Annotated in this window: 23 protein-coding genes; 16 read left to right on the forward strand and 7 right to left on the reverse strand. The window is 64.7% G+C overall.

The window, feature by feature from the left end; all coding sequences use genetic code 11:
• Nucleotides 1–44 precede the first annotated feature (44 nt).
• Complete coding sequence (locus tag NYR58_RS08965; protein ID WP_261520199.1) at nt 45–356, forward strand: DUF6105 family protein; 312 nt, start codon at nt 45–47, stop codon at nt 354–356.
• Here NYR58_RS08965 and ruvX read toward each other — a convergent pair.
• Entirely contained in the window at nt 323–808 is a 486-nt protein-coding gene (gene ruvX / locus NYR58_RS08970) for a Holliday junction resolvase RuvX (protein ID WP_261520200.1), read from the reverse strand. The two genes, NYR58_RS08965 and ruvX, sit on opposite strands and share 34 nt — an antisense overlap.
• A 73-nt stretch (nt 809–881) precedes the next feature.
• Between ruvX and NYR58_RS08975 the strand changes: the two genes are divergently transcribed.
• The 9 genes from NYR58_RS08975 (at nt 882) to NYR58_RS09015 (ending at nt 8,248) form a co-directional block, all read left to right on the forward strand.
• On the forward strand, nt 882–1,589 hold the full coding sequence (locus NYR58_RS08975; RefSeq protein WP_261520201.1) for a metal-dependent hydrolase: 708 nt from the start codon (nt 882–884) through the stop codon (nt 1,587–1,589).
• A 90-nt stretch (nt 1,590–1,679) separates the two neighbouring features.
• Nucleotides 1,680–1,967: an Asp-tRNA(Asn)/Glu-tRNA(Gln) amidotransferase subunit GatC gene (gene gatC, locus NYR58_RS08980; protein WP_261520202.1), complete on the forward strand. Its 288-nt coding sequence runs from the start codon at nt 1,680–1,682 to the stop codon at nt 1,965–1,967.
• Between the two features lie 57 nt (nt 1,968–2,024).
• Nucleotides 2,025–3,512: an Asp-tRNA(Asn)/Glu-tRNA(Gln) amidotransferase subunit GatA gene (gatA, locus tag NYR58_RS08985; RefSeq protein ID WP_261520203.1), complete on the forward strand. Its 1,488-nt coding sequence runs from the start codon at nt 2,025–2,027 to the stop codon at nt 3,510–3,512.
• A 36-nt stretch (nt 3,513–3,548) separates the two neighbouring features.
• A complete protein-coding gene (locus NYR58_RS08990) occupies nt 3,549–4,376 on the forward strand; it encodes a YdcF family protein (protein WP_261520204.1) in 828 nt (275 codons plus the stop codon).
• Between the two features lie 209 nt (nt 4,377–4,585).
• Complete coding sequence (locus NYR58_RS08995) at nt 4,586–4,714, forward strand: hypothetical protein (RefSeq protein ID WP_261520205.1); 129 nt, start codon at nt 4,586–4,588, stop codon at nt 4,712–4,714.
• A gap of 152 nt (nt 4,715–4,866) precedes the next feature.
• Entirely contained in the window at nt 4,867–6,267 is a 1,401-nt protein-coding gene (locus NYR58_RS09000) for an L-serine ammonia-lyase (protein WP_261520206.1), read from the forward strand.
• A 68-nt stretch (nt 6,268–6,335) separates the two neighbouring features.
• On the forward strand, nt 6,336–6,770 hold the full coding sequence (locus tag NYR58_RS09005; RefSeq protein ID WP_261520207.1) for a DUF1489 family protein: 435 nt from the start codon (nt 6,336–6,338) through the stop codon (nt 6,768–6,770).
• A gap of 48 nt (nt 6,771–6,818) precedes the next feature.
• Nucleotides 6,819–7,556 carry a VWA domain-containing protein gene (locus NYR58_RS09010; RefSeq protein WP_261520208.1) on the forward strand — a complete coding sequence of 246 codons (738 nt, stop codon included), beginning with the start codon at nt 6,819–6,821 and terminating at the stop codon, nt 7,554–7,556.
• Complete coding sequence (locus tag NYR58_RS09015; RefSeq protein WP_261520209.1) at nt 7,553–8,248, forward strand: DnaJ domain-containing protein; 696 nt, start codon at nt 7,553–7,555, stop codon at nt 8,246–8,248. The genes NYR58_RS09010 and NYR58_RS09015 overlap by 4 nt, the downstream gene beginning before the upstream one ends.
• Before the next feature lie 39 nt (nt 8,249–8,287).
• Here NYR58_RS09015 and NYR58_RS09020 read toward each other — a convergent pair whose 3' ends face one another.
• A complete protein-coding gene (locus NYR58_RS09020; protein WP_378074538.1) occupies nt 8,288–9,628 on the reverse strand; it encodes a serine hydrolase in 1,341 nt (446 codons plus the stop codon).
• 336 nt (nt 9,629–9,964) lie between these two features.
• On the opposite strand from NYR58_RS09020, the gene clpS reads away from it, so the two are divergent.
• From clpS to NYR58_RS09040, 4 genes are all read left to right on the forward strand, one after another.
• Entirely contained in the window at nt 9,965–10,309 is a 345-nt protein-coding gene (gene clpS, locus NYR58_RS09025) for an ATP-dependent Clp protease adapter ClpS (protein WP_261520223.1), read from the forward strand.
• 7 nt (nt 10,310–10,316) lie between these two features.
• A complete protein-coding gene (clpA, locus tag NYR58_RS09030; protein WP_261520210.1) occupies nt 10,317–12,758 on the forward strand; it encodes an ATP-dependent Clp protease ATP-binding subunit ClpA in 2,442 nt (813 codons plus the stop codon).
• A gap of 153 nt (nt 12,759–12,911) precedes the next feature.
• On the forward strand, nt 12,912–13,658 hold the full coding sequence (locus NYR58_RS09035) for an AzlC family ABC transporter permease (protein ID WP_261520211.1): 747 nt from the start codon (nt 12,912–12,914) through the stop codon (nt 13,656–13,658).
• Complete coding sequence (locus NYR58_RS09040; RefSeq protein WP_261520212.1) at nt 13,655–14,002, forward strand: AzlD domain-containing protein; 348 nt, start codon at nt 13,655–13,657, stop codon at nt 14,000–14,002. The genes NYR58_RS09035 and NYR58_RS09040 overlap by 4 nt, the downstream gene beginning before the upstream one ends.
• Nucleotides 14,003–14,009: 7 nt before the next feature.
• Here NYR58_RS09040 and NYR58_RS09045 read toward each other — a convergent pair whose 3' ends face one another.
• From NYR58_RS09045 to NYR58_RS09065, 5 genes are all read right to left on the reverse strand, one after another.
• Nucleotides 14,010–15,254, reverse strand: coding sequence for an O-antigen ligase family protein (locus tag NYR58_RS09045; protein WP_261520213.1), 1,245 nt, complete (start codon nt 15,252–15,254; stop codon nt 14,010–14,012).
• Nucleotides 15,251–15,739, reverse strand: a complete 489-nt coding sequence (locus NYR58_RS09050; RefSeq protein ID WP_261520215.1) for an HIT family protein — start codon at nt 15,737–15,739, stop codon at nt 15,251–15,253. Before NYR58_RS09050 ends, NYR58_RS09045 begins: the two co-directional genes overlap by 4 nt.
• A gap of 73 nt (nt 15,740–15,812) precedes the next feature.
• Nucleotides 15,813–16,991: a GNAT family N-acetyltransferase gene (locus NYR58_RS09055; protein WP_378074537.1), complete on the reverse strand. Its 1,179-nt coding sequence runs from the start codon at nt 16,989–16,991 to the stop codon at nt 15,813–15,815.
• Nucleotides 16,992–17,049: 58 nt separating this feature from the next.
• Nucleotides 17,050–17,760 carry a glycerophosphodiester phosphodiesterase gene (locus NYR58_RS09060; RefSeq protein ID WP_261520216.1) on the reverse strand — a complete coding sequence of 237 codons (711 nt, stop codon included), beginning with the start codon at nt 17,758–17,760 and terminating at the stop codon, nt 17,050–17,052.
• 9 nt (nt 17,761–17,769) lie between these two features.
• A complete protein-coding gene (locus NYR58_RS09065) occupies nt 17,770–18,234 on the reverse strand; it encodes a RidA family protein (RefSeq protein WP_261520217.1) in 465 nt (154 codons plus the stop codon).
• Nucleotides 18,235–18,353: 119 nt separating this feature from the next.
• Between NYR58_RS09065 and NYR58_RS09070 the strand changes: the two genes are divergently transcribed.
• Nucleotides 18,354–19,187: a cell envelope integrity EipB family protein gene (locus NYR58_RS09070; RefSeq protein WP_261520218.1), complete on the forward strand. Its 834-nt coding sequence runs from the start codon at nt 18,354–18,356 to the stop codon at nt 19,185–19,187.
• A 521-nt stretch (nt 19,188–19,708) separates the two neighbouring features.
• Nucleotides 19,709–20,287, forward strand: coding sequence for a LysR family transcriptional regulator (locus NYR58_RS09075; protein ID WP_261520219.1), 579 nt, complete (start codon nt 19,709–19,711; stop codon nt 20,285–20,287).
• Nucleotides 20,288–20,361: the final 74 nt, after the last annotated feature.

Here is a 20,361-nt window from a genome sequence, read left to right on the forward strand (position 1 = left end):
CGGGCCAGTCTGCGGCTGAGCCACAGGCAGCGACGGAGGGCCCCTTGCGCTACATTCTCATCTTCTGGGCGCTGCCCATGGCCCTCATCTGGGGCTGGTATTTCCTTTCCTTCAACGACATCAGCTTCGGGTTCCTCTTTCTCAGCCGCCCGATGCACGATCTCGTCTTCGAGATCTACGGAAGCATCCTGGGCATCGACCCCGCGGCGCTGCCCATGCTGCTGGCGCGCGCCTGTGTGATCGATTCCTTGATTATCCTTGCGATTCTCGCCTTTCGCCGCCGCCGCGCCATCCGCGCCTGGCTTGCCGCGCGGCGGATGCGCTATCTGCGTGGCGATGCCGCCCGCAGCATCTGAATCCGGTCGAGTGCGCCCTGCAGGATGAAGGCGGCGGCAGCCGAGTCGATGCGCCCGGCGCGCTTGGCGCGCGACACGTCCATCTCGATCAGCGTGCGCTCCGCCGCCACGGTGGAAAGCCTCTCGTCCCAGAAGACCAGCGGCAGCGCGGTCAGGGCCGCCAGATTGCGCGCGAAGGCACGCGTGGACTGGGCGCGCGGCCCCTCGCTGCCATCCATGTTGACGGGAAGGCCGATCACCAGCGCCGCTGCTTCCTCGCCTGCCAGCCGGTCGAGCAGGACCTTCGCATCCTCCGTGAACTTGCGACGCGCGATCACCGGCCTTGGCGTGGCAAGCCTCAGGCCAAGATCGGAGACGGCAAGGCCGATGGTCCTGGTGCCCAGGTCGATGCCCGCCACGGGCTGGCTGGTCGGCAAGGTCTCGGCCAATTCTTCGATGGATAGGACGCCCATGAGGCTGCCTCGGCTTTGACACACTGACAGCGCGTTCTATCCTTTCGTTACGCAACAAGCGAGGAGGCTGAACATGAAAGTGACGTGGTACGGCCATTCCGCCTTCAGGATCGAGGCGGCCGGCGCGAACATCCTGATCGACCCGTTTCTGAGCGGCAATCCGAGCTGGGACGGAGGTTGGGAGGGGCCGGCAGAGGGCGTCACCCATGTGCTGCTCACCCATGGCCACGCCGACCATCTGGGCGATTCGCTGGCCATCCTGAAGAAGACGGGCGCCATGCTGGTGGCCAATTTCGAAGTCTGCATGTATCTGGTGGGGCAGGGCGTGGGGCAGGACAAGATCAACCCCGGAAACCATGGCGGCACGGTAGATTGCGGCGGCTTCACCACCACCTTCGTGCAGGCCCGCCATTCCTCCTCCTTCCCGCTCGACGACGGCACCAATGTCTATCTGGGCAATCCGGCGGGTCTGGTTCTGCATTTCCCGCAGGAAAAGACGCTCTATCACATGGGCGACACCGACATCTTCGGCGACATGGCGCTGATCGAGGAGCTGCACCATCCGGCCATCGGCATCGTGCCCATCGGCGACCGCTTCACCATGGGCGGCGCGGTGGCGGCGCTTGCCTGCCGGCGCTACTTCAACTTCGAAACCGTCGTTCCCTGCCACTATGCCTCCTTCCCGATCATCGACCAGTCCGCGGAGAAGTTCGTCGCAGGGATGAAGGGCTCGCGCACCAGCGTGCTTGTGCCGGAGCGCGGCAAGACCGTCGAGCTCTGACGGCGCGCCTTTTTCGGCAATGGTTGTTGCGCCCCGCGCCGGGCGCGACTATAGCCCTGTGCCATCGTTTCCCTGGCTAGGAAGAGCAGAATGTCCGTCGATATCGAGACCGTGAAGCGCGTGGCAAGGCTCGCCAGAATCGCCGTCGACGAGGAGGAAGCCACCCGCATGACCGGCGAGCTCAACGCCATCCTCGGCTTTGTGGAGCAATTGGGCGAGGTGGATGTCACGGATGTCGAGCCGATGACCTCCGTCATTCCCATCAGCATGAAGAAGCGCCAGGACGAGGTGACGGACGGCGGCAAGGCGGCCGACATCGTTGCCAACGCGCCGGCAAGCGAGGAAAACTTCTTCGTCGTGCCCAAGGTGGTCGAATAGGCGCAGGAAAACTGCGCCGCCACGTCACTGAAACCTCTATTCGAGAAAAGCGGCCTGATGACCGACTCCAGCCTTACCCGCCTGACCATTGCACAAGCCCGCGAGAAACTCGCCTCGCGCGAGATTTCAGCTCTTGAGCTTACCGAAGCCTATCTGAGCGCCATCGAGGCGGCGAACGAGAAACTGAATGCCTACGTCGCCGTAACGCCGGACAAGGCGCGGGCCATGGCCAAGGCTTGCGACGCGCGCATTGCCGCAGGAGAGGCCCGTGCCCTGGAGGGCATTCCCCTCGGCATCAAGGATCTCTTCGCCACCGAGGATGTGCACACCCAGGCGGCAAGCCACATCCTCGACGGCTTCAGGCCGCGCTACGAATCCACGGTGACCGCCAATCTGTGGGCCGACGGGGCGGTCATGCTGGGCAAGCTCAACATGGACGAGTTTGCCATGGGGTCGTCCAACGAAACCTCGTATTACGGCCCGGTCGTCAACCCCTGGCGCGCCGAGGGCGACGACAAGCCCCTGGTGCCCGGCGGCTCCTCCGGCGGTTCGGCCGCTGCCGTTGCGGCGTGGCTTGCCGCTGGTGCCACGGCCACCGATACCGGCGGCTCCATCCGCCAGCCGGCCGCCTTCACCGCCACCGTGGGGATAAAGCCCACCTATGGGCGCTGTTCGCGCTGGGGCATCGTTGCCTTCGCCTCCTCGCTCGATCAGGCAGGGCCGATTGCCCGCGATGTGCGGGACGCGGCGATCCTGCTCAGATCCATGGCCTCGGTGGACCCCAAGGACACCACCTCCGTGGACCGGCCGGTGCCCGATTACGAAGCGGCCATCGGCCAGTCGGTCAAGGGTTTGAGGATTGGCATTCCCAAGGAGTATCGCGTCGAGGGCATGTCCGGCGAGATCGAGGCGCTTTGGCAGAAGGGGATCGAGTGGATGCGCGAGGCGGGTGCGGAGATCGTCGACATCTCCCTGCCGCACACCAGATATGCGCTGCCTGCCTACTATATCGTGGCGCCGGCGGAGGCATCCTCCAATCTCGCCCGCTATGACGGAGTGCGCTACGGCCTGCGCGTGCCCGGGCGCGACATCGTGGACATGTACGAGAAGACCCGTGCTGCAGGCTTCGGCCGCGAGGTGAAGCGGCGCGTCATGATCGGCACCTATGTGCTCTCTGCCGGCTATTACGACGCCTACTACCTGAAGGCGCAGAAGGTGCGCACGCTCATCAAGCGCGACTTCGAGGAAGCGTTCGCTGCCGGCGTCGATGCCATTCTCACGCCTGCCACACCCTCCGCCGCCTTCGGCATCGCCGAGCAGGACATGGATGCCGACCCGGTGAAGATGTATCTCAACGACATCTTCACGGTGACGGTGAACATGGCCGGTCTGCCGGGCATTGCGGTTCCTGCGGGTCTCGACGGCAGGGGGCTGCCGCTCGGCCTGCAGCTCATCGGTCGGCCCTTCGACGAGGAGACTCTGTTCCGCACGGCCCATGTCATCGAACAGGCAGCCGGCCGCTTTGAACCCAGGCGCTGGTGGTAGCCAGGCGGGGCGCGAGAGGGCTGGGAGGCGGAAGCCATGTTTCATGTCGCTTCCGCCATCTTCTGGGGACTGGTCCAGCCATTCAATCTTGCCGTCTTGCTGGTCGCTGCGTCGCTCGTGGCGACTTTCGTGCACCGGCGAAGGATCTCGCTCAGCCTCGGCCTTCTGGCATTCCTCATCCTCGGCCTTTCGGGATGGACAACTCTCGGTGCGCTGCTTCTCCATCCTTTGGAGAACCGCTTTCAGAAGGTGGATCTTCCGCCTGACAAGGTTGATGGAATCATCGTTCTTGGCGGCGGCTTCGAGGGCGCGATCAATCTGGTGCGCGGCGGCTATGAGCTGAATGCCAGCGGCGACCGCCTGGTCGAGGCGGCCATTCTGGCGCGCCGCTGGCCCGAGGCGCGTCTTGTCGTCTCGGGCGGTTCGGGCGCGCTGATCCTTCCCGGCGAGGGGGATGCCGATACTGCGCCACGCCTCCTCACGGCGCTGGGAGTCGAGCCGCACCGCATCGAACTGGAAAACCGCTCGCGCGATACCTACGAGAATGCGCTGTTCTCACGGCGCCTCGTCGATCCACGGCCGGGGGAGGTCTGGCTGCTCGTCACCTCCGCCTTTCACATGCCGCGCGCGGCGGGCGCCTTCCGGCAGGCCGGGTTTCCCGTCGTTGCCTGGCCCGTGGACTACAAGACCACGGGCGAGGAGCGCTTTGGCCTCGCCGCCGACAACGTGCTCGACTCCCTGCGCAACACCACGACCGCGACTCGCGAGTGGCTGGGGCTTGCCGCCTACCGGCTGACGGGGCGAACCGGGGAGCTTCTGCCTGCCCCCGAGACTGTGGAAAGCGCCCCGATTTCGCCCCAATGATTGAAATTTGATGACAGTCAGGCTTTCAAACAAGTCATTGAAATAACAGTACGGATACCCATTCTGCGAGAGCCTGGCCGGCGCGTCTGCCCATTTCCCGCCGCTTTTCCTGTTGCATCGCGAAACCGGCAGGAGTATTCCCCGGCCTGAGGCGGCTGGCCGTGGGGACGAAAGGCCGGCGCCCGAAATGAAGACAAGACGGGAATTCTATGGACGACTCCGTTCAGAAGTCCTGCTGGAGCGTGACCGTCAAGGCGGCGGTCGGTCTTGCCGGGATCATCCTCCTGGCGTGGCTCTTTGCAGGAAGCGAATCCCTTGCCGTGATCGCGGCGAGCTAGAAAGAAAATCGTTTCCTTTTCGGGGATGACAGGGCGCAGCCGCAAGGCTGCGCCCTGTCCTTTGATGCTTGCCTTTCCATGTCGTTTCCTGACATGCATGAGAGACGCGGGCACGCTTGGATGCGTGCATTCCGGGCGGTTGGAGTGACTGCATGTTTCTTTCCGTGTTCGATCTGTTCAAGATCGGCATCGGCCCCTCAAGCTCTCACACGATGGGACCGATGGTGGCGGCCGAGCGTTTTCTGCGTGAGATTGTGCAGGGCGAGTGGCCGCGTCCCGTCGGTGTAGAGGTCGCCCGGCTCTCCGTGAGCCTGCATGGCTCGCTGGCATTCACCGGTGTGGGCCATGCGACGGATCGGGCGGTGATCCTGGGGTTGCAGGGCTACACGCCGCTGACGGTGGACCCCGACGCTGCGGATGCGATCATCGAGCGCATCGCGCGGACGAGGCGGTTGAGCCCGCCCGGCCACCCCGAATACCGCTTCGATCCGCAAGCCGATCTCGTCTTCGACCGCAAGGCGCCGCTGCCCGGCCATGCCAACGGCATGGCCTTCAGCGCCTTCGATGCCGGGGAACGGCTTCTGCTGCGCCGTGTTTACTATTCGGTGGGCGGCGGCTTCGTGGTATCGGAGGAGGAACTGCAGACCCTCAAGGCCGCCAGCAAGCCGCCCGTGGACACCCGGGTGCCCTTTCCCTTCGCCAATGCCCGTCAGATGCTCGCCATGGCCGAGGAAAGCGGCCTTTCCATAGCGGACATGAAGCGGGCCAACGAGGAAACGCATCTGGAACGGGCGGAGCTCGATGCCGGGCTGGACCGCATCTGGGAGACCATGGCAGCCTGTATCGAGCGGGGCCTGTCGAAGGAGGGCGTGATGCCGGGTGGCCTCAACGTGCGCCGGCGGGCACGCGATCTTCACGAAAAGCTGGAGGCAGAGTGGCGCCAGAACCGCCCCAACCCGCTTGCCGCCAATGATTGGCTGTCCGTCTACGCCATGGCGGTGAATGAGGAGAACGCCGCCGGCGGGCGCGTCGTCACCGCGCCCACCAACGGTGCTGCCGGCGTGGTACCGGCGGTGCTGCGCTACTGGCTGCGCTTCCATGTCGATGCCGATCAGAAGGGCATTCGCGACTTCCTGCTGACGGCTGCCGCCATCGGCGGCATCATAAAGCACAACGCCTCCATCTCCGGTGCCGAGGTGGGCTGCCAGGGGGAGGTGGGGTCTGCATCGGCGATGGCTGCTGCCGGGCTCGCCGCGGTGATGGGGGGCACGCCCGCACAGGTGGAAAATGCTGCCGAAATCGCGCTCGAACATCACCTCGGAATGACCTGCGATCCCGTCGCCGGCCTCGTTCAGGTGCCCTGCATCGAGCGCAATGCGCTCGGTGCGGTGAAGGCGGTGACTGCGGCCTCGCTGGCCGTCAAGGGCGACGGCAAGCACTTCGTCTCTCTCGATGCGGCGGTGGAGACGATGCGCCAGACCGGCCTCGACATGAACGAGCGCTACAAGGAGACGAGCCTCGGCGGGCTGGCGGTCAACGTGGTGGAGTGCTGAGAGCGGTGGTTGTGGATGGCCCAAAGGGGGGCTTTCTTCCGTGACGCCGGCGCCCTAGAAATCCTCCCATGGCCCTGCATCTCATCAAGCTGTGCGTCGGCTGCGAAAGCCCGGAAGATCTCGAGGCATGGATTGCCATGCGCCTCGAGGAGAAGGCGCGGCGGGGCGAGCCTGTCGAGCATTTCCACACCACCCGCATGATCCCCCGCAGGATCGACGACCTGCTGGCGGGCGGCTCGCTCTACTGGGTCATCAAGGGCATGGTGCGCTGCCGGCAGCGGCTGCTCGACATCCGGCCCTTCACCGACGGCGATGGCGTGTCGCGCTGCCATCTGGTGCTGGAGCCGCAGGTGGTGCGCACCCAGTGGCAGCCCAGGCGGCCCTTCCAGGGGTGGCGCTATCTCAAGCCGCAGGATGCCCCCGCCGACCAGCCGGCCGGCGGAGCAGCCGACGAGCTGCCCGATCACATGCGCCGCGAACTGGTCGAACTTGGCCTCCTGTAGACGGCGAGGGGCTTGCCAGCCGCCACCGCCCACCACATCTTGTTTCCCATGAACGACAAGAAGACGCCTGCCAGAACCGAAGAGAGGGCGGACATCCAGCCGGCCCGCTCGGATCCGCGCGCGGTGGAAGCCTTCGTGCGCCAGGCGCGCGCGCTCGCCCAGAGCCGCGCAGGAACGGGAAGCGGGCGGCTGATCCTGGCGCTCGACGCCACCATGAGCCGCCAGCCAACCTGGGATCTGGCCTGCGAGATTCAGGCGAAGATGTTCGACGCCGTGGGCAGGGCAGGGGCGCTCAACGTGCAGCTCGTCTACTATCGTGGCTTCGGCGAGTGTGCGGCCTCGCGTTTCGTCGCCGATACGGCGGCGCTCAAGCGGCTGATGACGCGCATCGACTGCCGCGGCGGGCGCACCCAGATCGGCAAGGTGCTCTCCCATGCGCTCAAGGAGAACGCGCGCGGCAGGGTGAATGCGCTGGTCTTCATCGGCGATGCGATGGAGGAGGAGGTGGACACGCTGGCCGACAAGGCCGGTCAGTTGGGCCTCAAGGGCCTGCCGGTGTTCGTCTTTCAGGAAGGAAGCGACCCGATAGCCACCTCCGCATTCCGCGAGATTGCCAGGCTGTCCAAGGGCGCCTGGTTCCGCTTCGACCGCAATGCCGCCGATACGCTTGCCAAGCTGCTTTCCTCGGTTGCCGTCTTCGCCACCGGCGGCCTTGCGGCGCTGGAGGCGCGCGGCCGGCCCGAGGATCGGCTGATGATCGAGCACCTGCGTGGCGGGAGGCGATGAGCGTTCCCCTTCTTGCCTTTGCGCTTCTGCTCATTCTGCTTCTGGCTGCGCTTGCCTTCACGCGGGCAAGCCCGGCCGGCATTGCAAATGCGCTGCGGCTGGCCGGTCCGCTCGCCCTGGGGATTGCGGGCGTGGTGTTCCTGCTGACCGGGCGGGCGGGCCTTGGCGGCATGCTTCTTTCAAGTGCGGCCGCTTGGCTCGGCTCCAGCCGTCTGCGGGCCCGGGCGCGGCGCACCCCCGGCCAGCGCTCCGCCGTACGCACGGCAGCCCTTGAAATGGAACTCGACCACGATACCGGCGCGCTGGAGGGCGTGGTTCTGGTCGGCCGACACGAAGGCCGACGGCTGGCCGGGATGAGCCTTGAGGAGCTCTTGGAACTGCGACGGGAGCTGGCGGGCGATGCAGAAAGCCTGCAGCTATTGGAAACGTATCTTGACGGCCGCTTTCCCGTCTGGCGCGAAGGCGCGGATACGGACCAGGGCCGGGGGCAGGGCAGCACGGGCACTGCGGGCCGCATGACAAAGGAGGAGGCCTACGAGATCCTTGGTCTTCAGCCCGGCGCGAGCGCGGCGGAAATCCGCAAGGCTCATCGCCGCCTCATGCAGCGCCTGCACCCCGATATGGGCGGCTCGTCTTTTCTTGCCGCGCGTATCAACGAAGCGAGAGACGTACTCCTGTCCGATCACGGATGAACTCCCCTGGACGCAAAAACTTGCCGTAAGCGGAAGCGATCAGTTCTGCACGGCGTAGCAGGCGACGTTTTTCCTCTTCAGGTCTTCGCACGCGCTCCAGGCCTCCGCCTTGCCGGAGAAGCCGCCGAAGCGCGCGCGGTAGAAGATCCGCCCATCCTTCTCGAAGACCTCGGTGAACGGCTTTGCATCGGCCAGAACCGTGGGCGCGCGCTGGCTCGTCTCGTTCAGAAGGCGCAGCGCGTCGCTCTCGGTGGGCAGGGAGGCGACCTGGATCACCCAGCCCTTCACCTCGGTCGACGCCGTCCTCATCGGATCGACGTCGCCTTCCGCCTCCACGCTCACCTGCGGACGCGGCACGGGAGCGGCGGCAAGGGCTGCGCGGGCGGCCGAGCCTTGCGCCTCCTCCGCATAGGCGATGACGGGAATCTCTTCCGGCCGCTCGGTGGGCACCGGCGCGCTGCGCGGCAGCGCCGCGGCCAGTACGGGGGCAACACCGCCGCGAGCAATCAGCATGCGGTCGCCGCCCGTCGATGCCTTGGGCAGGGTGCGGTGGATCAGATCGGCCATGTGCGCATCGCGCGAGCGGGCGGTCTTCCCGCCCATCACCACGGCCACGATGCTCTTTCCGCCGGTCGAGACGGACGAGACCAGATTGAAGCCGGAGGCGCGGATATAGCCCGTCTTGATGCCGTCCACGCCCTTCACGCTGCCCAGCAGGTTGTTGTGGGAGGTGATGCGGCGGCCGGCGAAGGTGAAGGATCGGGTGGAAAAATAGTCGTAGTACTGCGGAAAATGCTCGCGTAGGGCGATTCCCAGCCGCGCCATGTCGCGGGCCGTGGTCTTCTGCGCGCTGTTGGGCAGGCCGTGGGCGTTCCTGAAGGTTGTCGAGGCCATGCCGAGCTGGCGTGCCTTGCGCGTCATCGTCTCGGCGAACCGTGCCTCGGAGCCACCCAGAAATTCGGCCACCGCCGTGGCAACATCGTTGGCCGAGCGCGTCACCAGGGCCTTGATGGCCTGCTCGACGGTGATGCTGTGGCCGGCCGGCACGCCAAGCTTGGTCGGCGGTTCGGCGGCGGCGTTGCGCGAGAAGGGAATGCGCGTGTTCCTGGAGATCCTGCCGCTGTCCATGGCCTCGAAGACGAGGTAGAGGGTCATCATCTTGGTGAGCGAGGCCGGGTAGCGCGGCGCATCCGCATTGTCCTCATAGAGCACCTTGCCCGTTTTCGCATCGATGACGATGCCGGCATATTTCGGATTGGCAGCGGACGGAGCCGCCGTCAGCATCACGGCAGCGGCGAGGGTTGCCGCAACCGCAAAGCCGAAGGAACCGCGAAAGACTCCAAGAAAACCTGCAAGCGTCAGCCGCACGAGCTCACCCATTCCAGCCTGTGAAGGACCTCGTTCCGGGGGCGCCCCGCGGGCGACCCATCTGCCCTGACGCTATGGCCGGGGGCGTTACCATTTCGTTTATGGTGTCTTAAATCCTGCGCGGAATTTTCCAATTCGAAACAAACCCGATGCTTTGCGGCATTTTGCACCGATGGCAAGGCGGTCCGGCGGGGCCGGAACGCCCTCTTTCAAAAAATTGACGGCGGCAGGCGTGCAATCCGTATTGTCAGCGCGGGAGAAGGGCTTAAAATCGCCACTGAAGTACCTACATGTCGCCCCTCAAGGGGGGCGAAGAGCAAGGGACCAGTGACGATCGGCGAGAGCAAGATGCCAGGCGACGTATTGCGGATGACCCGTGAGAACGGCAACGGCACCGGGCGCGGAACGGCGGTCATTACCCGGACCCGGACGAAGACGAAGAAACCGAGCCTCTATCGCGTGCTGCTTCTCAACGACGACTACACGCCGATGGAGTTCGTCGTTCATGTTCTGGAACGATTCTTCCAGAAAGACCGGGAGTCCGCCACGACGATCATGCTGCACGTCCACAATCACGGCGTCGGCGAATGCGGCGTCTACACCTACGAAGTGGCCGAGACCAAGGTGGCTCAGGTCATGGATTTCGCCCGTCAGCATCAGCATCCGCTGCAATGCGTGATGGAAAAGAAGTGAGGTACTAATGCCGGCTTTCTCGCAGGGCCTGGAACGCGCACTTCACCAGGCGCTGACCTATGCCAACGAACGCCATCACGAATACGCCACGCTGGAGCACCTGCTTCTGGCGCTCATCGACGACAACGATGCCGCCGCGGTGATGCGGGCGTGCAATGTCGATCTTGACGAGTTGAGGCGCACCGTCCTCGACTACATAGACACCGAGCTCGACAATCTGATCACCGGCTATGACGAGGATTCCAAGCCCACGGCCGGTTTCCAGCGTGTCATCCAGCGCGCCGTCATCCATGTGCAGTCCTCCGGCCGGGAAGAGGTTTCCGGCGCCAACGTGCTCGTGGCCATTTTCGCCGAGCGCGAGAGCCATGCCGCCTATTTCCTGCAGGAACAGCAGATGACCCGCTACGATGCGGTCAACTACATCAGCCACGGCATCGCCAAGCGCCCCGGCGCCTCGGAACCGCGCGCCCCGCGCGGCGCCGAGGAGGACCAGGCGGGCGCTACCGGTGCGGAGGCCGAGGAGGGGGCCAAGAAGAAGCAGCAGCAGGATGCGCTGTCGGCCTACTGCATCAACCTCAACGCCAAGGCGAGGGCGGGGCGCATCGACCCGCTGATCGGCCGCGAAGCGGAGATCAACCGAACCATCCAGGTTCTGTGCCGCCGCTCCAAGAACAACCCGCTCTATGTGGGCGATCCCGGCGTTGGCAAGACGGCGATTGCGGAGGGGCTGGCCAAGCGCATCGTCGAGGGCGACGTTCCCGAGGTGCTGCTCGACTCGACCATCTTCGCGCTCGACATGGGCACCCTGCTTGCCGGCACCCGCTATCGCGGCGATTTCGAGGAGCGTCTGAAGCAGGTGGTCAAGGAACTGGAGGACTTTCCGGGCGCCATCCTCTTTATCGACGAGATCCACACGGTGATCGGAGCCGGCGCCACCTCGGGCGGCGCGATGGACGCCTCAAACCTGCTGAAGCCCGCGCTCTCCTCCGGCGCCATTCGTTGTATTGGATCAACGACTTACAAGGAGTTCCGCCAGTTTTTCGAGAAGGATCGGGCGCTGGTGCGCCGCTTCCAGAAGATCGACGTCAACGAGCCGTCGGTGGAGGACGCCATCGAGATCATGAAGGGGCTGAAGCCCTATTTCGAGGACTTCCACCGGGTGAAATACACCAATGATGCGGTAAAGGCGGCGGTGGAGCTTTCAGCGCGCTACATCAACGATCGCAAGCTGCCGGACAAGGCGATCGACGTGATCGACGAGACGGGCGCCTCGCAGAAGCTTCTTCCGGAGTCGAAGCGTCGCAAGACGATCAGCGTCAAGGAGATCGAGGCTACCATCGCCACCATGGCGCGGATCCCGCCCAAGACGGTGTCGGCCGATGACGAGAAGGTGCTCTCCGGCCTGGAAGCCGAGTTGAAGCGCGTGGTCTACGGCCAGGACAAGGCCATCGAGGCGCTGGCCTCTTCCATCAAGCTGGCGCGTGCCGGCCTGCGCGAGCCGGAAAAGCCCATCGGCTCCTATCTCTTCTCCGGCCCCACGGGCGTGGGCAAGACGGAGGTCGCCCGCCAGCTCGCCGCTTCGCTGGGCGTGGAGCTTCTGCGTTTTGACATGTCGGAATATATGGAGCGCCACACCGTCTCACGGCTGATCGGTGCGCCTCCGGGCTATGTCGGGTTCGACCAGGGCGGGTTGCTCACCGACGGTGTCGACCAGCATCCCCATTGCGTGTTGCTGCTCGACGAGATCGAGAAGGCGCATCCCGACCTGTTCAATATCCTTCTGCAGGTCATGGACCATGGCAAGCTGACGGACCACAACGGCAAGCGCATCGACTTCCGCAACGTCATCCTCATCATGACCACCAATGCGGGAGCGGCCGACATGGCCAAGCCCGCGATCGGCTTCGGCTCGTCGAAGCGCGAGGGCGACGACATGGAGGCAATCAACCGGCTGTTTACGCCGGAGTTTCGCAATCGGCTCGACGCCATCATTCCGTTCGGTTCGCTGCCTGTTCCGGTCGTGCATCAGGTGGTGCAGAAGTTCGTCATGCAGCTTGAGGCGCAGCTCGCCGAGCGTCGCGTCACCTTCGACCTGTCGGAGGAGGCCATCGCCTGGCTTGCCGAGAAGGGCTACGACGAGCGCATGGGTGCACGCCCGCTGGGCCGCGTGATCCAGGAGCACATCAAGAAGCCGCTCGCCGAGGAGGTTCTGTTCGGCAAGCTGAAGCGCGGTGGCACCGTGCGGGTCACGCTCGACAGGGAAGCGGACGCGCTGAAGCTCGACGCGATACCGGACGATACCCCGGTCAAGCCGAAACGCGAGGCCGGATCCTCGCGGAAGGCAAGGCCGGCTGCCGCCAAGAAGGCGAGGCCCAAGGCAAAGCGCCCGCCGGCCACCAAGGAGCCGCCGAAGCGCAGCCTTGTGCCGCAATTGCCGCGCAAGGACTGAGGCAGCTTTTCCCGTCATCGCGCGCGTGGACCCTCTCAGGTCCCGCGCGCTTTTTTATGAGCGGCTGGCGCAACGTCACGCCGCACGGTGAACCAAGCGGGACAGCAGCCGCCTGTCGCATGATGATGGCGGTTGTGTTATTCGGCAAAGCCCATGCAGCACGTTGAACTTGCCCGTTCCGGCCGGGAGGAAAGGCGCGCGGTCTGGTTCCGCCGTGGCGTGCTTGCCGCCTTTTCCATTCCCGGGCTCATACTGGTCAGCGCTTTTGTCGGCTTTGCAGGGCTTGCGCGCGATGCGGGCCTGACATTGGCGCAGGCGGTGTTCATGACCGGCGTGGTGTGGGCGCTCCCAGGCAAGGTGGTGCTGGTGGGGGCCATCCTTTCGGGAAACGGTCTGCCCGCAGCGGCCCTTGCCGTGGCCTTGTCTTCGGTGCGGCTGGCGCCGATGGTGGTTGCGCTGACGCCGGAGATGCGCACGCCCAGAACGCCGGCCTGGGTGCTCTACGCGCTGTCTCACTTCGTCGCTGTCACTTCCTGGGTATTGGCGATGCAGCAGTTCCGCCATGTGCCGCGGTCCATGCGCACGACCTATTATGCCGGTCTGGGCGCCACGCTGGTGCTGGTCAATATGGGGGTGGTGGCGGTGGTGTTTGCCATTGCAGGCCGTCTGCCTCCGGCCGTTTCGGCCGCACTTTTCTTCCTAACGCCAATGTATTTCCTTACCTCCCTGTGGGGTTCGGCGCGTGAGCGTGCGGGACAGGTGGCGATGGTGCTGGGCCTTGTTCTCGGCCCCGTCTTCCACCTGCTCCTGCCCGAGTTCGACCTTCTGGCGGCGGGCCTGGTGGCCGGTCTGGCGGCCTTCGCCATTCACCTGTCGGCGGCGCGGAGGGGCGGGGTATGACCTTCACGGCAATCGACGCATGGTGGTGGCCCTATTTGTTCATCCTCGTCGCCGGCTGGCTGGCAACGGACTTCTGGCGCTTTCTGGGGGTTTATCTCGGCGGGAGGATCTCGGAGGATTCGCAGCTTATCGTGCTCGTGCGCTGCATCGCCACGGCGCTGGTGGCCGCCGTGATCGCCAATCTGGTGCTCTTTCCCAGTGGCGCGCTTGCCGCAACGCCGCCGCTCCTGCGCGCTGCAGCGGGGCTGACGGGATTTGCGGCCTATCTGGCGTCCGGCAAGAGCGTTCCCGTCGGGATCGTCGCAGGCGAGGCGGTGTTGGGGGCAGGGCTGCTTCTCGCGTAGAAGCGACTTACTGAGGCTCGCGAAGCCCGGCGCGTCGGCGCTTCTCCAGCATCGATTCGCCGCTTGCCAGATAGGTGCCGACGATCAGGAAGACCATGAAGACGGTGTCGATGATGTCATGGCCCAGCACGATGTTGACACTGCCGCTGACGCCATAGGTGACAACCAGCGTGAGCAGCAGCATGGCACCGAAACGCGCATTTTCGTCTGATGCCGCGCGCAGGTTTCGCAACGCCATCCAGGTGGCGAGAAGGAATACCGCGATCACCGCGCCACCCCCGAGAATGCCCGACTCGACGAGCAAGGTCAGAAAGCCATTGTGGAAATGCGTGAAGCTGCGGCCGATTCCGAAGTTCTCCGCAAGGTTCTCGCGGATGATCGCGCGCGTGTTCTGCGGTCCGTTGCCGAGGAGGGGGCGGGCGAGAAAATGCCGGGCACCGATCTCCCACATGGCGAGGCGCAGGCCGGTGGAGCTGTTGTAGTCGCCCTGTTCTGAAAGCACGGTCCAATCCGCTTCGAGCTGCTTGAACCTGTCGATCAGGACGCCCGAGGCGGCAATGGCGATCATGAGAAAGGCTGCCGCGGCATAGATCAGCGAGCCGCGAAAAATCTGCTGCAGGCGGCGGCGGAAGACGATCAGGTTGACCACCAGCAGCACGGCCATCGCCACCCATACCGAGCGCGACTCCGACAGAAGCACCGCAAGCACGCTCGCCGCATACCCGCCAAACAGCGCCGCCCTCCAGCGGGTCTCCTGAATCAGCGCCGCCGACAGGCACACGGCGCCAGCCATGCAGGAAACAAGCGCAAAGACCAGCGCATTCCCCGCGCCGCCCTCCGGGCGCGTGTGAAGCACGAAATGCTCCACCAGGGCAAACAGCGCAGCGCCGTAGCTGGCGGCCATGCTGCCGAAAATCGCGGCCTCGCGTACCGCTGATTTCTCGGAAATGCTCCAGACCGAATAGGAAAAGGGGAAAAGCAGAAAGGTTGCCAGCGGGATGATGCGGCCGATCGTATCCGTGCTCGGCCCGTTGATCAGATAGGACAGCAGCGTCGCGCCGGCATAGAGATAGAGAAGCAGGGCGATGTTGCGCATGTCGCGGTCATCGCTCAGCCGCTGGCGACGCGTGGCAACCTCGAAGGTGCACCACAATGCCCCTCCGTGCCACAGGAAGCTGACAAGAGAGCCCGCGATGGGCGACACCGAGAAGCAGGCGAAAGTGAAGAGCCTGTTGACGGCGGGATATTTCATTCCCGCGCCTGCCCTGCACGGCTGGCCTGTTCTTGTCGAGCCTGGCCCGTGTCCTGCGCCTCGATGACCTCGCGGATCCTGCGGGCCTGTTCGGCAAGCTGCTCCTGATCGGCCATCTCTCCCGTATGGGGGCGCAGTGCCACGCCTTCAAAGCGGGGTAGGACATGCACATGCAGGTGGAAGACCACCTGGCCACCCGCCGGCTCGTTGAACTGCTGGATCGTCACGCCGTCGGCGTCGAACGCCCTCATGACGGCGCGCGCCACCTTCTGAACCGTGCGCATGAGTGCGGCGAGGCTCTCATGGTCGACGTCGAGGATGTTGCGGGCTGGCCGCTTGGGGATCACCAGGCAATGGCCATCGCCGCGCGGCATGATGTCCATGAAGGCAAGCGTGTCGCCGTCCTCGTACACCTTGTGAGCGGGCAGCTCGCCGCGCAGGATCTTGGCGAAGGGATTGCCCTCGTCATAGGCCGTCATGGTCATCGCGTTCCTCGTCTCTTCAATCGCGGCGCTGGTGTTTTGTGCCGTGGCGCGGCGCCGGTCAAGCCTTCAGTGTTCAGCCGTCCTTCCTGAAGGGCGCGTGCTCGGCCAGGATCTCGCCGATGGCCTCCACCTCCAGCCGCTCGCGCGCCAGATAGTCGGCCACGGCGCGGCGCAGGCCTGCATGGGCGATGTGATGGGCCGAGCGGGTGGTCACGGGCATGTAGCCCCGCGCCAGCTTGTGCTCGCCCTGCGCGCCGGCCTCGACGCGCTTCAGCCCCCTGGAAATGGCGAACTCGATCGCCTGATGATAACAGACTTCAAAATGCAGAAAGGGGTGGTGCTCGATGCAGCCCCAGTTGCGGCCGTAGAGCGCGTCTTCTCCGATGAAGTTGATGGCACCGGCGATGTAGCGCCCGCTGCGTCTCGCCATCACCAGAAGGATGTCGTCGGCCATGCGCTCGCCGATCAGCGAAAAGAACTGGCGGTTGAGATAGGGCCGACCCCACTTGCGGCTGCCCGTATCCATGTAGAAGGCGAAGAAGTCGTCCCACACGGCTTCCGTCAGGTCGCGGCCGGTCAGCCACTCGATGGTGATTCCCGCCTCGAGCGCGGCACGACGCTCTTTCTTCACGGCCTTGCGCTTGCGGGAGGCGAGGCTGGCGAGAAAGTCCTCGTAGGATGTATAGCCTTCGTTGAAGAAGTGGAACTGCTGGTCGGTGCGCACCAGAAAGCCGGAAGCTTCCAGCGCGGCGACATCCTCCTGCGGGGCGAAGGTCACATGCAGCGAAGAGACGCCCAGCCGCTCGGTCAGGGCCTTGAGCCCCTCCGACAGCGCCCGGCGGGCGGCATCCGCATCCGTATCCTCCGCCACCAGAAGACGCGGGCCGGTGGCCGGCGTGAAGGGCACGCAGACCTGCAGCTTGGGATAGTAGCGCCCGCCGGCGCGCTCGAAGGCATCGGCCCAGCCATGGTCGAAGACATATTCGCCCTGGCTGTGCGACTTCAGATAGCACGGCACCGCGCCCAGAAGCCGGCCGCCGGGTCCCTCCAACCTGAGATGCTGGCCAAGCCAGCCCGTGCGCTGGACGGCACAGCCGCTATCCTCCAACGCCATCAGGAAAGCGCGGGAAACGAAGGGGTTGTAGGGCGTGCGTCCGCCGCGCGCCGTGCCGCGCAGGCTTGCCCATTCCTCGGCGTTGAAGGCTCCGAGGCTCTGCACCGCCTTCAGCATCACCGCGTGTGTGTCCTGCATGGGCTCCCTCGTCATCCGCCCGCAACATAGGTTGCCGGGGCGGCGGTTTCACCCTGCCTTATGGTGAGAATCCCTCGAAGGTCATCTGGTCGGCATAGCGGAAGGTCCGCTCCATCGCCTCCCTGTTGCGCACCGTCCAGGTGATGACGGGCAGCGACAGGCGCTCGCGCAGGAAGGAAACGAAGGGGTTGGGCAGGTCATCCACATTGTAGGAGGCAAAGGACAGGCCATGCGCCAGCATGGAGAAATGCGCTTCCATATCGGCTGCGCTGCGCCCTTCGGCGGTCAGCCCGATCGGCCAGCCGCCGGCATTCGCGCCCAGCTCGCGGATGATCCAGTGCGCGAACGACATGAGCGCGACCTTGCCCTCATAGGCGGCCAGGCAGGCAAGCACCTTCTCCGCCAGGCCGGAATCATGGCCCGCCACGCCCTTGAGTTCAATGACAAGGGGAACGCGCCCGCCGATCCTCTCCAACACCTGTGCCAGCGTCGGCACCGTCTGCGACGTACCGCCAATGCGGAGCGCGGCGAGTTCGGTGGAGGAGAGCTGCCAGACCCTGCCTTCCCGCCCCGTCAGGCGCTCCAGGGTTTCGTCGTGGAAGACCACTGGCACCCCGTCGGCGGCCAGATGCACGTCGCACTCGATGGCATAGCCGTGATCCACCGCCGCCTCGAAGGCGGCGAGGGTGTTCTCCCAGCGCTGACGGTTCATGTCGTGAAAGCCGCGATGCGCGATGGGCTGAGCCGTCAGCCAGGACAGGTCGGACATGGAGGCTCCTCAAGCGACTTCGATAATGGCTTCGATCTCCACCGGCGCATTCATCGGCAGAGATGCGACGCCGACGGCGGATCGGGCGTGGCGGCCGGTTTCGCCAAGGGCCGCGACAAGAAAATCCGAGGCGCCGTTAGCGACCAGATGCTGCTCGGTGAAGTCCGGCGTGGAGGCGACGAAGACGGTGATCTTGACGATGCGGCGCACCCGCTCCAGCTTGCCCAGCGCCGCCCGCGCCTGCGCCAGCACGTTGACGGCACACCATTTGGCTGCCAGCTTGCCGGCTTCGGTGCCGAGCTCGCGGCCGAGCAGGCCCATCGCCATCAGCTTGCCGTCCTTGATCGGAAGCTGCCCCGAGGTGACGAGCAGGTTGCCCGTCTGCACGAAGGGAACATAGTTTGCGGCCGGGGCAGCCGGTTCCGGCAACTCAACACCCAGTTCGAGAAGCCGCTTGTCGATCGTCGTGGCCATGAATGTTTCCTCGCTCCTCTATCGCCCTTGCCAAATCGCCTCTCTTTCGCCACGACGGGCATTCATCCGTGACTTGAGAAAGCGCGATATCATAAAACCTCGATGACGGAGATATCCACATGCGCGTCCCGCGCCGTGCGCTCTATGTTCTCACACCGCTGGCGAGCGTCTTCGCCGGCATGGCCGCAGCCCAGACGCTCGTGCCGCATCGCGCCGTCTATGACCTCGCCCTTTCCCACGCCGAGGAGGATTCGCAGGTGGAGGCGCTCGACGGGCGATGGGTGTTCGAGTTCTCCGGCTCTGCCTGCGAAGGCTATACCCTGAAGTCCCGCATTGTCATGCGCTTTGACACCACGGAGGGGCCAAGGCTCGTGGACCAGCGCGTTACCAGCTTCGAGGATGCGGCGGGCGAGACGCTGCGCTTCGTGACGCGCTCCTACATCGACCAGGAGCTTGACAACGAGGTGAAGGGCACCGCGCGTCTTGAAGACGGGAGTACGGTGGTGGACTACGAGGCGCCGGAGGAAACCCGGCGCAGCTTTGGCCCGACGCTGTTTCCGACGGCACAGATGCGCGAACTCTTGGAAAGGCTCCAAGCCGGAGAACATTTTTACGAGACCGCCATCTTCGATGGTACGGAGTTTGCCAAGCAGGCGGTGATGGTGTCCGTCGTGGTGGGAAAGGCGAGACCCGTGCCCGCCGACGATATCGAGCGCCCGGCGCTCGGCCGGCTGGCCGAGGAGTCCTTCGTGCCGGTGACGGCAGCCTATTTCGACGGGGACGCGGCCGATGGCGAGGAGACCAGCGACTATAATGTCAGCTTCAAGCTTCACGAGAGCGGCATTCAACGCGACATGGTGATCCGCTACGCCGACTATGCCATGACGGCAAAGCTGGCGGATCTGACCCTCCACGAACCAGATGAGGCGTGCGAACAGGAAGACCGAGAATAGGAAGCGGTCAAACGGCCCGCCGCACGGGCGCCGCATCACGGCGGGACACAGCCCCGCAAGCCCGCGCAATTGCCTTGGTCGGTGGGTCATTCGGGATCTGGTTGCCATGAACGACAACATTCTGAAAAACGGCCAGAAAATCTTTGCCGTCGCCCCGATGATGGACTGGACGGAAATTTCTTGAATTTCAACTGGTTGGGAAAGTGCCCGTGCGATTTCCGTGCAGGGACAATGTGAGCCACATGGGCGCGCACTTTGCGCTTCGGTTGGGCCGGTGACGATGCTCGTTGATGCGCTCCTATCCATGCCGGGTTTAGGAACCGCTCCGCAAGTATCGCGGCCTCGGCTGCGCCGATCGGGCTCTATCTCGCTTCGTCGCTATCTGGCTGGAGGCTGTCTGAGTTACTTCCTCAACCCCGCTTGAGATCGAAATGGCAACCGGGTTTGGGTACAAGTGGTGGGTCGGAGTCAAGTTGCGGCTTATGCGTTGTTGCAGGTCCGTAGGGGGGAGAATGCTAGCGATGAATGGAAAACGCATCGGATGGGACTGGGAGCCGGATATGCGCACGCTCCGGTGTTTCGTCACGGTCGCCGAAGAGCGCAGCATCACCCGAGCCGCCAATCGGCTCAACATCGCCCAACCTGCCCTGAGTCGGAGAATCGCCACTCTGGAGGCCGATCTCAACCTCACCCTGTTCGAGCGCTCGGTACGCGGGGTCGATCTGACCCCGAGCGGCAAGATGCTGCTGAACAGGGCCTATGCGATTTTCAGCCAACTCGCCCAGACCTATCACGATATCACGGCCAGTTCGGAAAAACCTGCGGGCACCGTCGTTGTCGGCATGCCGCCCACGCCGGGCGAGTTCATCGTGCCGCCGCTCCTGCGCCGCATTGAAGCCGAATTCCCTGAGATCGAGATGCGTTTCCGCGAGGGATTCAGCCGCGAGCTTGAAGGGCTGCTGCTTAATGGCGAAATCAGCCTTGCAGTCATGCACAATCCACCCGAGCGCCCCGATATTTCGGCGCACGAGCTATTGGTGGAAAAGCTGCACCTCATCGGCAAGGCCGGTGCGCTGAAACAGGAAACCTACACCCTCTGACCTGCCCCCCGCTGGTCCCTCATTCATAACGAGAGTCTGCAGGTTGGATTTGGGTATTCCGGTTCCCCGTCTGG

Origin of the sequence: Chelativorans intermedius, assembly GCF_025398255.1 — a bacterium.
Lineage (GTDB): Bacteria > Pseudomonadota > Alphaproteobacteria > Rhizobiales > Rhizobiaceae > Chelativorans > Chelativorans intermedius.